At 66.2% G+C, this 12,631-nt stretch carries 12 protein-coding genes and 2 pseudogenes; 9 read left to right on the forward strand and 5 right to left on the reverse strand.

From position 1 onward, the window contains the following. The 7 genes from ligK to Taqua_RS08960 all read left to right on the forward strand — a co-directional run bounded on the left by ligK (position 1) and on the right by Taqua_RS08960 (position 6,792). Positions 1 to 687: a 4-carboxy-4-hydroxy-2-oxoadipate aldolase/oxaloacetate decarboxylase gene (ligK, locus tag Taqua_RS08930; RefSeq protein WP_144326335.1), complete on the forward strand. Its 687-nt coding sequence runs from the start codon at positions 1 to 3 to the stop codon at positions 685 to 687. A gap of 17 nt (positions 688 to 704) precedes the next feature. Further along, the gene (locus tag Taqua_RS08935; protein WP_144326336.1) at positions 705 to 1,649 is read left to right on the forward strand and encodes an amidohydrolase family protein; all 945 of its coding nucleotides are present in this window, start codon (positions 705 to 707) and stop codon (positions 1,647 to 1,649) included. Positions 1,650 to 1,667: 18 nt separating this feature from the next. Then, positions 1,668 to 3,392 carry a tannase/feruloyl esterase family alpha/beta hydrolase gene (locus Taqua_RS08940; RefSeq protein ID WP_246094669.1) on the forward strand — a complete coding sequence of 575 codons (1,725 nt, stop codon included), beginning with the start codon at positions 1,668 to 1,670 and terminating at the stop codon, positions 3,390 to 3,392. A gap of 10 nt (positions 3,393 to 3,402) precedes the next feature. Continuing rightward, the gene (ligA, locus tag Taqua_RS08945) at positions 3,403 to 3,843 is read left to right on the forward strand and encodes a protocatechuate 4,5-dioxygenase subunit alpha (RefSeq protein WP_144326337.1); all 441 of its coding nucleotides are present in this window, start codon (positions 3,403 to 3,405) and stop codon (positions 3,841 to 3,843) included. 22 nt (positions 3,844 to 3,865) lie between these two features. Beyond that, complete coding sequence (locus tag Taqua_RS08950) at positions 3,866 to 4,723, forward strand: class III extradiol dioxygenase subunit beta (RefSeq protein ID WP_144326338.1); 858 nt, start codon at positions 3,866 to 3,868, stop codon at positions 4,721 to 4,723. After that, positions 4,720 to 5,703: a Gfo/Idh/MocA family oxidoreductase gene (locus Taqua_RS08955; protein ID WP_144326339.1), complete on the forward strand. Its 984-nt coding sequence runs from the start codon at positions 4,720 to 4,722 to the stop codon at positions 5,701 to 5,703. Before Taqua_RS08950 ends, Taqua_RS08955 begins: the two co-directional genes overlap by 4 nt. Positions 5,704 to 5,787: 84 nt before the next feature. After that, the gene (locus tag Taqua_RS08960) at positions 5,788 to 6,792 is read left to right on the forward strand and encodes an aldo/keto reductase (RefSeq protein WP_144326348.1); all 1,005 of its coding nucleotides are present in this window, start codon (positions 5,788 to 5,790) and stop codon (positions 6,790 to 6,792) included. Here Taqua_RS08960 and Taqua_RS08965 read toward each other — a convergent pair. Beyond that, positions 6,789 to 7,691 (reverse strand): LysR family transcriptional regulator, encoded by a 903-nt coding sequence (locus Taqua_RS08965; RefSeq protein WP_144326340.1) that lies wholly within the window; start codon positions 7,689 to 7,691, stop codon positions 6,789 to 6,791. The two genes, Taqua_RS08960 and Taqua_RS08965, sit on opposite strands and share 4 nt — an antisense overlap. A 115-nt stretch (positions 7,692 to 7,806) precedes the next feature. On the opposite strand from Taqua_RS08965, the gene Taqua_RS08970 reads away from it, so the two are divergent. Both Taqua_RS08970 and Taqua_RS08975 read left to right on the forward strand, forming a co-directional pair. Then, positions 7,807 to 8,163, forward strand: a complete 357-nt coding sequence (locus Taqua_RS08970; RefSeq protein WP_144326341.1) for a protocatechuate 4,5-dioxygenase subunit alpha — start codon at positions 7,807 to 7,809, stop codon at positions 8,161 to 8,163. Between the two features lie 40 nt (positions 8,164 to 8,203). Then, positions 8,204 to 9,055: a class III extradiol dioxygenase family protein gene (locus Taqua_RS08975; RefSeq protein ID WP_144326342.1), complete on the forward strand. Its 852-nt coding sequence runs from the start codon at positions 8,204 to 8,206 to the stop codon at positions 9,053 to 9,055. Positions 9,056 to 9,122: 67 nt separating this feature from the next. Here Taqua_RS08975 and Taqua_RS08980 read toward each other — a convergent pair whose 3' ends face one another. The 4 genes and pseudogenes from Taqua_RS08980 to Taqua_RS13240 all read right to left on the reverse strand — a co-directional run. Then, complete coding sequence (locus Taqua_RS08980; protein ID WP_246094670.1) at positions 9,123 to 9,461, reverse strand: PD-(D/E)XK nuclease domain-containing protein; 339 nt, start codon at positions 9,459 to 9,461, stop codon at positions 9,123 to 9,125. An 82-nt stretch (positions 9,462 to 9,543) separates the two neighbouring features. Continuing rightward, positions 9,544 to 9,627, reverse strand: a pseudogene (locus tag Taqua_RS13795) (hypothetical protein); the annotation flags it as partial. Positions 9,628 to 9,716: 89 nt separating this feature from the next. After that, positions 9,717 to 11,960 (reverse strand): RNA polymerase sigma factor RpoD, encoded by a 2,244-nt coding sequence (gene rpoD / locus Taqua_RS08990; protein ID WP_144326349.1) that lies wholly within the window; start codon positions 11,958 to 11,960, stop codon positions 9,717 to 9,719. Between the two features lie 370 nt (positions 11,961 to 12,330). Then, a pseudogene (locus Taqua_RS13240) lies at positions 12,331 to 12,631 on the reverse strand (hypothetical protein); the annotation flags it as partial.

Raw genomic sequence — 12,631 nt, forward strand, 5'->3', positions numbered from 1 at the left:
ATGCACTACGAACTCGGTGTCGTGTACCGCCGCATTGAGCGCGCCCCACGCGATGTCGCCGACGCGCTGGCTGCCTTTGGCAGCGCCACCGTGCACGAGGCCATGGGCCGCGTTGGCCTGATGAAGCCGTACATGCGGCCCATTTACCCGGGCGCGCAGGTGTCCGGCACCGCCGTCACGGTGCTGCTGCACCCGGGCGACAACTGGATGATGCACGTGGTGGCCGAGCAAATCCAGCCCGGCGACATCGTCGTGGCCGCCATCAGCGCCGAGTGCTGCGACGGCTACTTTGGCGACCTGCTGGCGACCAGCTTTCAGGCCCGTGGCGCGCGCGCGCTGGTCATCGACGCCGGCGTGCGCGACGTCAAAACGCTGACCGAGATGCGCTTTCCGGTCTGGAGCAAGTGCATCAGCGCCAAGGGCACGATCAAGGCCACGCTCGGGTCGGTCAATATCCCGGTGGTGTGCGCCGGGGCCTTGGTGCACCCGGGGGACGTGGTCGTGGCCGATGACGATGGCGTCGTCGTCGTGCCGCGCGACAAGGCCGCCGCCACGCTGGAGGCCGCCCGCAAGCGCGAAGCCAACGAGGCGGGTAAACGTGCCAAGCTGGCTGCCGGCGTGTTGGGGCTGGATATGTACGACATGCGCCCGGCGCTGGCCCAGGCGGGCCTGCGCTACATCGACTGAAGCGGGGGAGGGTTGCGATGGACCGACCCACCACCGGTGGCTTTGTCAAAACGCCCGGCTGGCTCGACTGGTACGACGGCCCGAGCCAGCCGCACTTCCAGTTGCCCCCCGGCGCCGTGGACGCCCACTGCCACGTCTTCGGCCCGGGCGAGCGTTTCCCCTACGCGCCCGAGCGCAAATACACCCCCTGCGACGCCAGCAAGGAGCAACTCTTTGCCCTGCGTGACCACCTGGGCTTTGCGCGCAACGTCATCGTGCAGGCCACCTGCCACGGCGCCGACAACCGCGCGTTGGTGGACGCCTGCGTCGCCAGCGGCGGGCGGGCGCGTGGCGTGGCCACCGTGCGGCGCAGCGTCACCGACGCCGAACTGCAGACCCTGCACAGCGCCGGCGTGCGCGGCGTGCGCTTCAATTTTGTCAAGCGCCTGGTGGACTTCACGCCCAAGGACGAGCTGCTGGAGATCGCGCAGCGTATCGCGCCGCTGGGCTGGCACGTGGTGGTGTACTTCGAGGCGCAGGACCTGCCGGAGCTGTGGGACTTTTTCACCGCGCTGCCCACCACCGTCGTCGTCGACCACATGGGCCGCCCGGACGTGCGCAAGCCGCTGGATGGCCCCGAGTTTGGCCTGTTCGTGCGGCTGCTGCGCGAGCACCCCAACATCTGGACCAAGGTCAGCTGCCCAGAGCGGCTGTCGGTGTCCGGCCCGCCGGCGCTGCCGGGCCGCTGCGGGCCTGAGCAGCCGCCGTACGCCGACGTCATCCCGTTTGCGCGTCACCTCGTGCAAACCTTCCCCGACCGCGTGCTGTGGGGCACCGACTGGCCGCATCCCAACCTCAAGGACCACATGCCCGACGACGGGCTGCTGGTGGACTTCATCCCGCACATCGCGCCGACGCCCGAGCTGCAGCGCAAGCTGCTGGTGGACAACCCGATGCGCCTGTATTGGCCGGAAGAGTGTTAAAGAGAGGAGACAATGATTATGATGACTATAACGCGGAAGCTGTGGGTGGTACTTGTGTGCGTAGTGGCGCAATACGGCTGGGCCGATTCGCCAAGACTGGATGCGCCCCGCACGTATAACGAGCTTCCGCAACGCTGCGAGGCTTTCAGGGGGGCTACGATCGATGCCGGCCTCATTGGCGCGGATACCGGCACTGGCAGTGGCCCCGCGACGGTTATAGAAGCCAGCTGGGAGGAATCGAAATCCCTTCGTGTCAGCGATGGAGGGCCAACGCCGGCCGCGCGTATCCAGCCTGCCTTGCCTGCTTACTGCAGGCTTATAGGGCGTATTGCGCCGGTTAATGCGGGCTCGTCAGAAATTTTGTTTAGAGTGAACCTCCCGCTGACATGGAATGGACGGTTGGTCCAATACGGTGGCGGCGGGTTTAATGGGGTCTTGATCACAGGAACCGGGCTGGTGCCTGGGCAGCCTTATGACTACCCGGTTCCGTTAGCCCGCGGGTTCGTTACTGTGGGTACCGATTCTGGCCACCAAAACAAACCGGGTGAGCCACTGCAGCGCTTTGCGCTGGATGATGAAGCGCTGGTCAACTTTGCTCACGCTTCATACAAGAAAGTGCGCGACGTTGCTATTGAGCTTGTACGTCGCGCGTATGGTGCTCCGCCAGAGCGCCAATATTTCGTCGGTAGTAGCGAGGGTGGGCGAGAGGGCCTCGTGATGGCGCAGCGCTATCCGGATGCTTTTGATGGCATCTATTCACGCGTGCCTGTTCTTAACTGGACGGGACTTCAGCATACTGGATTGCGCGATGGCCTGGCGCTGGCTCGTGGCGGGTGGATGAACCGTGCTCACACGGAGCTCGTCGGTCGCGCGGTGCTCGCTGCCTGCGATGCGCTCGACGGTCTTGCCGATGGCATCGTCGGTGATCCGCTAGCTTGCCGCGAGCGCTTCGATATTGACGCTCTTGCTTGCGGTGCGGTGGGTGCAGGTACGCCCCCGCACGGTTGCCTGACACAGTCGCAAATCGCAGCGATACGCACCCTAATGAGTCCGCTCGTTATGCCGTTCGGTCTTGCTAACGGCGTGCGCGAGTATCCGGGTCGCGGACCGAGTGGCGAGGCGATTCCGGCATCCGGGGCAGCCGGTGGTTGGGTGAGCTGGTGGCTGGGCGAGATGCCTCCCGATTTTCCGCCTTCCGCACCACCCAAGAACGGCATCGCGTGGTATTACGGCGCTGGTGCTATACAGTATTTCTTCGCGCGCGACCCTGCGCTCGACGTTCGAAAATACGATCCGCGCGAATATCGTGATCGTGTTATGTACATATCTCGTCTAATGGATGCAACTGATCCTGATCTCTCGGCGTTTGCGGCTCGCGGCGGCAAGTTAATTATGTTTGAGTACATGGGCGATTATGCACAAAGTCCTTACGCGGGTATCCAATATTTTGAGGGTGTTGAACGACGGCTCGGTGCAGATCGAGTCGCGGAGTTTGCCCGTCTGTATGTCGCTCCAAACGTCGACCACGTCGGCACTGGTGCACCTGCACTAGTAGACATGCTGGACGTACTGGTAGATTGGGTCGAGCGCGGGCGCGCCCCAGCGACGCTCACGGTGGTCGAACAGGCCGATAAGCCGCCGTTTGCAGTGATCCGTAGTCGTCCGCTTTGTCGTTGGCCTGAGGTCCCGCGCTATCGGGGCGGAGATCAAACGAAGGCAGAGAGTTTTGTTTGTACCCGCTAGTAGGTTTGAGATGGCCCTGCACAAACCCTACGCCGACATCCCCGGCACCGTCATCTTCGACGCCGACCAATCGCGCCGCGGTTACTGGCTCAACCAGTTCTGCATGAGCCTGATGAAGCCGGAAAACCGCCAGCGCTACCTGGCCGACCGCCGTGCCTACCTGGACGAGTGGCCGATGACCGAAGAGCAAAAACAGGCCGTGCTCGACGGCGACCTCAACCGTTGCATCCAACTGGGCGGCAACATTTACTTTTTGGCCAAGCTCGGCGCCACGCACGGCAAGAGTTTTCAGCAGATGGCGGGCTCGATGACCGGCATGACCGAAGAGGAGTACCGCGCGATGATGCTGCGCGGTGGGCGCTCGATCGAGGGCAACCGCCACCTGGGTGAGGACGGCGACGCCCAGCCGCATCGCCAGCCCCAAGGCCACGGCAGTGGCCGCTTGCTGTGACCATCCCCGGGAGACCTCATCCATGGCACGCATCACCGCCTCCGTCTACACCAGCCACGTTCCCGCCATCGGCGCGGCCATCGACCTGGGCAAAACCCACGAGCCGTACTGGCAGCCGCTGTTTGCCGGCTACGAGTTTTCCAAACAGTGGCTGCGCGAGCACACGCCCGACGTCGTGTTCCTGGTCTACAACGACCACGCCACCGCGTTCAGCCTGGAGCTGATCCCGACCTTCGCCATCGGTACCGCGGCCGAATTCCCCATCGCCGACGAAGGCTGGGGGCCGCGCCCGGTGCCGCCGGTGATCGGCCACCCCGAGCTGGCCAGCCACATCGCGCAAAGCGTCATCCAAGAGGACTTCGACCTCACCATCGTCAACAAGATGGCGGTGGACCACGGCCTGACCGTGCCGCTGTCGCTGATGTGCGGCCAGCCGCAGGCGTGGCCGTTCAAGGTCATCCCGTTTGCCGTCAACGTGGTGCAGTACCCGGTGCCCAGCGGGCGGCGCTGCTTCCAGTTGGGGCAGGCCATCCGTCGCGCGATCGAAAGCTTCGACGACGACCTCAACGTGCAGATTTGGGGCACCGGCGGCATGAGCCACCAGTTGCAGGGGCCGCGCGCCGGCCTCATCAACAAGGCATGGGACAACCAGTTCCTCGACCGCCTGATCGACGACCCGGCCGCTTTGGCCGAGGTGCCGCACATCGAATACGTGCGCGAAGCCGGTTCCGAGGGCATCGAGCTCGTGATGTGGCTGATCGCCCGTGGCGCCATGGCCGACGTGGCCGGCGGCCCCAAGCCGCGCGTGGCGCATCGCTTTTACCATGTACCGGCGAGCAACACCGCCGTCGGACACCTGATTTTGGAGAACGCCGCATGACCATCCAAGTTGCCCTGGCCGGGCCGGGGGCCTTTGGCCAAAAACACCTCGACGCCATCCGCAACATCCCCGATGTCAAGGTCATTTCGCTGATCGGCCGCGATCCCAACCAAACCCGCGAGGTGGCCGACAAGTACGGCATCCCGCATACCAGCACCGAGCTGGCCGACGCGCTGGCGATGCGCGAGGTGGACGCGGTGATCCTGTGCACCCCCACCCAAATCCACGCCCGGCAGGCCAAGCAGTGCCTTGAGGCTGGCAAGCACGTGCAGGTGGAAATCCCGCTGTGCGACGTGCTGCGCGAGGGCGAAGAAGTGGTCGAGCTGCAGCGCCAGACAGGTCTGGTGGCCATGGTCGGCCACACCCGCCGCTTCAACCCCAGCCACCAATGGGTGCGCCGCCGCATCCTGGCCGGCGAGTACACGATCCAGCAAATGGACGTGCAGACCTACTTTTTCCGGCGCACCAACATGAACGCGTTGGGTCAGCCGCGCTCGTGGACCGACCACCTGCTGTGGCACCACGCCGCGCACACGGTGGACCTGTTCGCGTACCAGACGCGCAGCCCCATCGTGCAGGCGCACGCCATCCAGGGGCCGTACCATCCTGAGCTCAAGATCGCGATGGACATGAGCATCCAGCTCAAGGCCGCCAGCGGGGCGATTTGCACGCTGTCGCTGTCGTTCAACAACGACGGCCCGCTGGGCACGTTCTTCCGCTACATCGGCGACACCGGCACCTACATCGCACGCTACGACGACCTGGTGCAGTCGCACAGCAAAGGGCCCGAGACGCCGATCGACGTGTCGGGTGTGGACGTGTCGCTCAACGGCATCGAGCTGCAAGACCGCGAGTTTTTTGCCGCCATCCGTGAACGGCGCGAGCCCAACGCCAGCGTTGCGCAGGTGCTGCCGTGCTACCAGGTGCTGCACCAGCTGGAGCAACAACTGCTGGCCGACAACGGCCCGGCACCACGTTGAACCGCCATGGCTGCGTCGACGTCTTCGACATCCGACGGAGTTGCCGCGACCCCAGCGCAGCCCCTGAAGGCGCCGCCGACCCCGCTGCCGCAGCGGCGGTTGGGGCCGTTCAGCGTTTCGGCCATCGGGCTGGGCTGCATGAACATCTGCCACGCCTACGGGGAGCCAGTACCCGAGGCCGACGCCGCGCGACTGCTGCTGGCGGCGCTGGACGCCGGCGTGACGCATTTCGACACCGCAGCGCTGTACGGCTTTGGCCTGTCGGAAACGCTGATCGGCAAGTACCTGGCCCCGCACCGCGACCGCTTTGTATTGGCCAGCAAGTGCGGCATGACCGGCGTGGACCTGCGCGGCGATGGCAAGCGCGTGCGCGTCATCGACGGGCGGCCCGCTACCCTGAAAACCACCTGCGATGAAGCGTTGCGGCGCCTGCGCACCGACGCCATCGACCTGTACTACCTGCACCGCTGGGACAAGCGCGTGCCGATCGAAGACAGCGTCGGCGCCCTGGCCGACCTGGTGCGCGAGGGCAAGATCCGCGCCATTGGCTTGAGCGAAGTGTCCGCCGCCACCCTGCGCCGAGCCCACGCCGTGCATCCGATTGCCGCGGTACAGTCGGAGTATTCGCTGTGGACGCGCAACCCCGAAATCGCTGTGCTGGATGCCTGCCGCGAGCTGGGGGTGGCCTTCGTGGCGTTCAGCCCGCTGGGGCGTGGCGTGTTCACCAGCACCCCGCCCGACCCCCAGGCGTTGCACGCGCAGGACATCCGCCGCGCGATGCCGCGCTTTGCCCCCGAGCACTGGCCGCGCAACCTGGCGTTGCGTACGCGCCTGGTGGCGCTGGCCGAGCAAGTGGGTTGCACCCCGGCGCAGCTGGCGCTGGCGTGGGTATTGGCGCGCGGGCAGCACGTGCACGCGCTGCCCGGTACCACGCGTGTGGCGCATCTGCTGGAAGACCTGGGTGCGCTGCACGTGCAGCCGGGCGCGGCGGTGCTGGCCGAGCTCGACGCCATCTTCGTCCCCGGCGCGCCCAGCGGCGCGCGCTACAACGCGCAGGGCGAAGAGGAAGTGGACACCGAGCGTTTTTAGCCGGCGACGGTGGCGGCCACCTCCACCAGCTGCGCGCGCAACCAGCGCAATGCCGGGTCGTCATGGTCGCGCCGGTGCCACACCAGGTACATCGGCAACGGTGGGCAGGGCAGCGGTGGCTCGACCCACGCCAGTCCGGCCAGCAGGTGCTGGGCCAGACGCGCCGGGGCGGTGGCCAGCAAGTCGCTGCCGCGCAGCAGCGCGCCCAGCCCCGCAAACCCCGGCACCGTCACGCGGATGCGCCGCCGCACCCCACGCCGCAGCAGCGCATCGTCCAGCGCCAGCGTGCGCCGTGGCTCGTACACCACGGTGGCGTGCTCCGCCGCCAGATAGTCCTCCAGCGTCGTGGGGGCAGGGCGCTGGGTGGGGTCGTGGTACACCACCCAGCGGTCGACGAACAAGCGCCGTTGCAGCAAGTCGTGCACCTGCGGTGGGCGCGGTGTCAGCAGCAGGTGTGCATGGCGGTCGCGCAGCAGCTCCGGCGTCGGCGCGCCAGAGGGCACAATGCGCAGCGTCACCCCGGGCGCGGCCGCGCGCAAGCGCGCCAGCAGCGGCGGCACCAGCACGTCGCGCTGCAAATCGTTGGCCGCGATCGTGATTTCGGCCTGCCAGCGCGCCGGGTCGAAGGCGTGCGCGTGCGCCAGCCGCTGCAGCGCGGTCAGCAGCTCACGCGCCGGCTCCGCCAGGCTTTGCGCCCGTGCGGTGGGCACGATGCCGCGTCCGCTTTTGACAAACAGCGGGTCCCCCAGCGCCTGACGCAGCCGCTGCACACCGTGGCTCACCGCCGATTGCGTCAAGCCCAGGTGTTGCGCCGCGCGCGTGAACGATCCCGTCTCCAGCACCGCCAGCAGCAACCGCAACGAGCGCGGGTCCAGTGCCGACTCATCAATTTCATTCATGTGTCGTATCTTGATGGATCGGTTTACACGATGCAAGCCCTGCGCGACACTGGGCCGGCGGCACGGTGGTGACTTGCCACCCCGCCGCTGAGTTTTTCCAGAGGAGACCGGCCCGATGAGCCAACCGCATCACCGTCCCATCCCGGGCACGCAGCCGTTTGACGCCACGCTGGCGCAGCGCGGCTACGCGCTCAACAAAATGTGCTTTTCGTTCAACGACGCCGCCAACCGCGAGGCGTTTCGCAACGACCCCGAGGGCTACATGCAGCGCTATGGCCTGACCGAGGCGCAAAAACAAGCTGTGCGCAGCGGCCAGGTGCTGGCGATGCTGGCCGCCGGTGGCAACGCCTACTACCTGGCCAAGCTGGCTGGCATCTTTGGCTGGGACATGCAAGACATTGGCGCGCAGCAAACCGGCGTCACCAAGGCCGAGTTTCAGGCCAAGCTCGTCGCGGCCAACCAGCAGTGCTGACCCCGCTGCCCTTCCAACCCACGCACAGGAGCACGTTGCCATGGCCCAGATCGTCGGTGGCTTGGCCACCTCGCACATCCCTGCCATCGGTGCCGCCATTGCCAAAGGGCGGCAGGCCGAGCCGTACTGGAAGCCGTTTTTCGATGGCTTTCCCCCGATTCACACGTGGCTGCAGCAGGTGCAGCCGGAGGTGGCCGTGGTCTTTTACAACGACCATGGGTTGAATTTTTTCCTCGACAAGCTGCCGGTGTTTGCCATCGGCGCGGCGGCCGAGTACCGCCACGCCGACGAAGGCTGGGGTATCCCGACCACCGCACCGCTGGCGGGCTGCCCCGAGCTGTCATGGCACCTGGTCGAACAGCTGACCGCGGCCGAATTCGACCTGACCGTCTGCCAGGAGATGCTGGTCGACCACGCCTGCACGATCCCATTCCAGCTGTTTTGGCCCGACCAACAGCCGGCGCCGGTGCGCATCGTGCCGATCCACATCAATACCGTGCAGTTTCCTTTGCCGACTGCCCGCCGCGTCTACGAGCTGGGCCGCGCCGTTGGCCGCGCGATCGGCTGCTGGGACGATGCCCGCCGCGTGGCCGTCATCGGCACCGGCGGGCTGAGCCACCAATTGGAGGGTGAGCGGGCCGGCTTCATCAACAAGCGCTTCGACCTGCAATTTCTGCAAAGCATGGAGACCAACCCGCAATGGGCCACCCAGTTCACCGACCGGGAGCTGGTGGAACTCGCCGGCACCCAGGGGGTGGAGCTGCTGATGTGGCTGGCCATGCGCGCCGCGCTGACCGAGGCCGGCAGCGGCGTGCGCCTGGTGCACCGCAACTACCATATCCCGATCTCGAACACCGCCACGGGGGTCATGGCGCTGGAGGTGCAGGCCTGATCGCCGTACCGTGCCGACGCCCCCACCTGCCGGGCCTGCATGCCCAGCCGTGCGGGGTGGGGCACGGCTACCGCGCGCGCACGTCCCACCCGACGACCTGCCGCCGCGTGCGGCTGAACTCCACACCAACCTCGATGACGCGCTCGATGCCGGGCGCGCCGCGGTACTTGGCCGCGTAGTTGCGCGCCTGCAGCTGGCGCAGCGCCTCACCCGTGCCTTGGTCGCCATCGACCACCTTGAACTCAAATACCCAGGCGATGCCGGCGTGCTTGACGGTGAGGTCGCACTGCCCTTCGTGGCTGACGTCTTCGGTGTAGCCGCACAGCGTGCCATACTGTGCCGACAGGGTGATGTCGCGCAGGTTGTTGAGCCCGGAAAAGATCGACACCTTGGAAAACTTGCTCACACCCGTCAGCATGGCAAAGCGCACGTCGGCGTCGCGCCCTTGAATAGTACTTGCCGCTGTGGGTCAGTTGCGCCACCAGCGGCGTTTTGTCGACGTAGTAGTAACCGCCGTCGCGGATGTCGCGCAGGGTTTGGATGCCGATCGGCAGCTTGCGACGCAGGGTCATGCCGACGATCTTAGCCCAACGGCTTGCCGTGTGGCGGGACGCCCCGGGGTGGGCGGCGTGGTGGGCTGCTCACCCGGGGCAGGTGCCGATCACAGGTTGTCCAAAAAGCTGCGCAGCTTTTCCGAGCGGCTCGGGTGCTTGAGTTTGCGGATCGCCTTGGCTTCGATCTGGCGGATGCGCTCGCGCGTGACGTCGAACTGCTTGCCCACTTCCTCCAGCGTGTGGTCGGTGGACATTTCGATGCCGTAGCGCATGCGCAGCACCTTGGCTTCGCGCGGCGTGAGGGTGTCGAGAATTTCTTTGACCACCTCACGCAGCCCAGCCTGCATCGCGGCGTCCACCGGCGCGACGTTGGTGGTGTCCTCGATGAAGTCGCCCAGGTGCGAGTCGTCGTCGTCCCCGATGGGGGTTTCCATCGAGATCGGCTCCTTGGCGATCTTCATGATCTTGCGGATCTTGTCCTCCGGCATGTCCATCTTTTCCGCCAGGATCGAGGCGTCTGGCTCGACGCCAAACTCCTGCAGGTGCTGGCGGCTGATGCGGTTCATCTTGTTGATCGTCTCGATCATGTGCACGGGGATGCGGATCGTGCGCGCCTGGTCGGCGATCGAGCGGGTGATGGCTTGCCGGATCCACCACGTGGCGTAGGTGGAAAATTTGTAGCCACGGCGGTATTCGAACTTGTCCACCGCCTTCATCAGGCCGATGTTGCCTTCCTGGATCAGGTCCAGGAATTGCAGGCCGCGGTTGGTGTACTTCTTCGCGATCGAGATCACCAGGCGCAGGTTGGCTTCGATCATTTCGCGCTTGGCGTCGCGCGACATGGCCTCGCCGTCGTTCATGCGCTTGTGGATCGCCTTGAGCTCTTCCAGCGGCACGACCACCCGCGTTTGCAGGTCGATCAGCTTTTGCTGCAGCTCGTGGATGGCGGGGATGTTGCGCCCCAGCACCGCGCTCCACGGCTTGCCGGCCGCGGCCTGGCGTTCGACCCACTGCAGGTTGAGCAGGTTGGACGGGAACTCGGCGGCGAATTTGTCCTGCGGCATGCCGCACTTGTCGACGATGATGCGGCGCAGCTCGCGCTCGATTTTGCGCACCGTTTCGACCTGCTGACGCACCGTGTCGCGCAGCGTTTCGATGGTCTTGGCGGTGAAGCGGATCGTCATCAGCGTTTCGGTGATGCGCGCTTGCACCTCGCGGTAGCGTGGCGTGCCCCAGCCTTCGGCGGCCACCACGTCACGCAGCTCATCGTAATCGGCGCGGATGAGGTCGAAGCGACGCAGCGCCTCCTGCTTGAGTTCCTCCATCTTGCGCGTCAACGCCTTGGAGCCGCCCTTGCCGTCGTCATCATCTTCGTAGTCGTCGAAGTCTTCTTCGGCGACGTAGTCGTCCGCCTCGTCACGGTCGCGGAAACCGTCGACGACGGTGGAGATGATCACCGTGCCGGCGCGGATATCGTCGGCCATCTTGAGGATGTCGGCGATGGTGGCGGGTGACTCGGAGATGACCGCCATCATGTCGTGCAGGCCGCGCTCGATGCGCTTGGCGATTTCGATTTCGCCCTCGCGCGTCAACAGCTCGACGGTGCCCATTTCGCGCATGTACATGCGCACCGGGTCGGTGGTGCGGCCGAACTCGCTGTCCACCGTGGACAGCGCCGCTTCGGCTTCTTCCTCGGCTTCTTCTTCGGAGGTGACAGCCGTGGGCGCGCCGGTCAGCAGCAGCGTTTCGGCGTCGGGGGTCTGCTCGTAGACCGCCACGCCCATGTCGTTGAGCAGCGAAACGACGATCTCCAGCGTCTCTTGCTCGACCAGCTTGTCAGGCAGGTGGTCGTTGATTTCGGCGTGCGTCAGGTAGCCGCGGGTTTTGCCAAGCTTGATCAGCTGTTTGAGCTTTTCGCGCCGCAGCTTGGCTTCCTCTTCGGTCAGCACCGTGTCGTCCAGGCCGAATTCCTTCATCAAGGCGCGTTCCTTGGCCTTGGACAGTTTCATGCGCAGCCGCTTGGCCTTTTCGGCCGGCTCGTCCGGCGCGGCTTCCACCTCGTCGGGTACGGCCTCGGCGTCGACGTCGGCCAGCTCGTCATCCAGCACGTCCAGCTCGGCGTCGGCAAAGACGTCGTCGTCGCCGGACGCCTTGGCCTTCGGTTTGCGGCCGCGCTTGGCGCCGCCACCGCCGCTGGTCTTGGCCTTGCGGGCTTTGGGCTTTGGCGCCGCGTCCGCCTCGGCCCCACTGGCAGCCTGGGCAGGGACGCTGGCGGCCGCGGCCTCGGCTTCAGCGGCTTTTTTGCTGCTGCGCTTGCGGGCAGCCGGCGCCGGCGCGGCGGCGGTTTCCATCGACTCGACGGGTTCGGCAGCGGTGGTCTTTTTGCGGGTGCTCACGGCAAACGCTCTCCATCCGGCGCGGGGCCGGCAGGGTTCAGGTCAACACGACGATCCAAGCGTGGTGGGGTCCAAAGCAGGCCAAGCGGGCGGACGCCATGGCGGCGGCCAGCCCCAACCACGCGCCCGGGCAAGGTGGGGGCGTGGTCGATATTTCGCAAGCCGGTGGGCGAACATTTGGTGTGCAGCCCTTGCGGAATCGGCGCGGGGCGCCATCAGCCTGCGGTCGTGCTGCCGCGGCGCCGGGGTGTGCGGGCTTGGTGGTTCAAGCGGGCCCGGCGGGCTCTGTCCGGAGGTGCTGCTGTCGCACTTGCGAAGCTTTTCATTATACCGCATCCTCGCCTTCGAGCAAGGCGCGCCGCTCGGCCTGCACACGCCGATAGTCCGCCAACGCGGCGGGGTCGTGCGCGGCACGCGCCAGCAGTTCGGTCTCGCGCGCCTTCAGGTGTTCGATACGCAGCCGCCGCATCAGTTCATGCAGCTCCTGGCGCAATTCCTCGGCGCTGCTGGCGCCGTCGGTGGCCTCGCCCAGCACCAACGTGCTGTCGTGCAGCGCCGTGGCCAGGGCTTCGAAAGGCTGGCCACGCAGCGCCTCGCGCAGCGCCGCCCATGGTTGGGCGCCGTGG

Origin of the sequence: Tepidimonas aquatica, from assembly GCF_007556585.1 — a bacterium.
Taxonomy (GTDB): Bacteria; Pseudomonadota; Gammaproteobacteria; order Burkholderiales; family Burkholderiaceae_C; genus Tepidimonas; species Tepidimonas aquatica.

What these genes read in the sequence shown, in the direction of transcription:
- Taqua_RS08970 (WP_144326341.1), top strand. Translation starts at nt 7,807, where the DNA reads ATGAGCCAACCGCATCACCGTCCCATCCCGGGCACGCAGCCGTTTGAC.
- Taqua_RS08975 (WP_144326342.1), top strand. Translation starts at nt 8,204, where the DNA reads ATGGCCCAGATCGTCGGTGGCTTGGCCACCTCGCACATCCCTGCCATC.
- ligK (WP_144326335.1), top strand. Translation starts at nt 1, where the DNA reads ATGCACTACGAACTCGGTGTCGTGTACCGCCGCATTGAGCGCGCCCCA.
- Taqua_RS08940 (WP_246094669.1), top strand. Translation starts at nt 1,668, where the DNA reads ATGATGACTATAACGCGGAAGCTGTGGGTGGTACTTGTGTGCGTAGTG.
- ligA (WP_144326337.1), top strand. Translation starts at nt 3,403, where the DNA reads ATGGCCCTGCACAAACCCTACGCCGACATCCCCGGCACCGTCATCTTC.
- Taqua_RS08935 (WP_144326336.1), top strand. Translation starts at nt 705, where the DNA reads ATGGACCGACCCACCACCGGTGGCTTTGTCAAAACGCCCGGCTGGCTC.
- Taqua_RS08955 (WP_144326339.1), top strand. Translation starts at nt 4,720, where the DNA reads ATGACCATCCAAGTTGCCCTGGCCGGGCCGGGGGCCTTTGGCCAAAAA.
- Taqua_RS08965 (WP_144326340.1), bottom strand. Translation starts at nt 7,691, where the DNA reads ATGAATGAAATTGATGAGTCGGCACTGGACCCGCGCTCGTTGCGGTTG.
- Taqua_RS08950 (WP_144326338.1), top strand. Translation starts at nt 3,866, where the DNA reads ATGGCACGCATCACCGCCTCCGTCTACACCAGCCACGTTCCCGCCATC.
- rpoD (WP_144326349.1), bottom strand. Translation starts at nt 11,960, where the DNA reads ATGGAAACCGCCGCCGCGCCGGCGCCGGCTGCCCGCAAGCGCAGCAGC.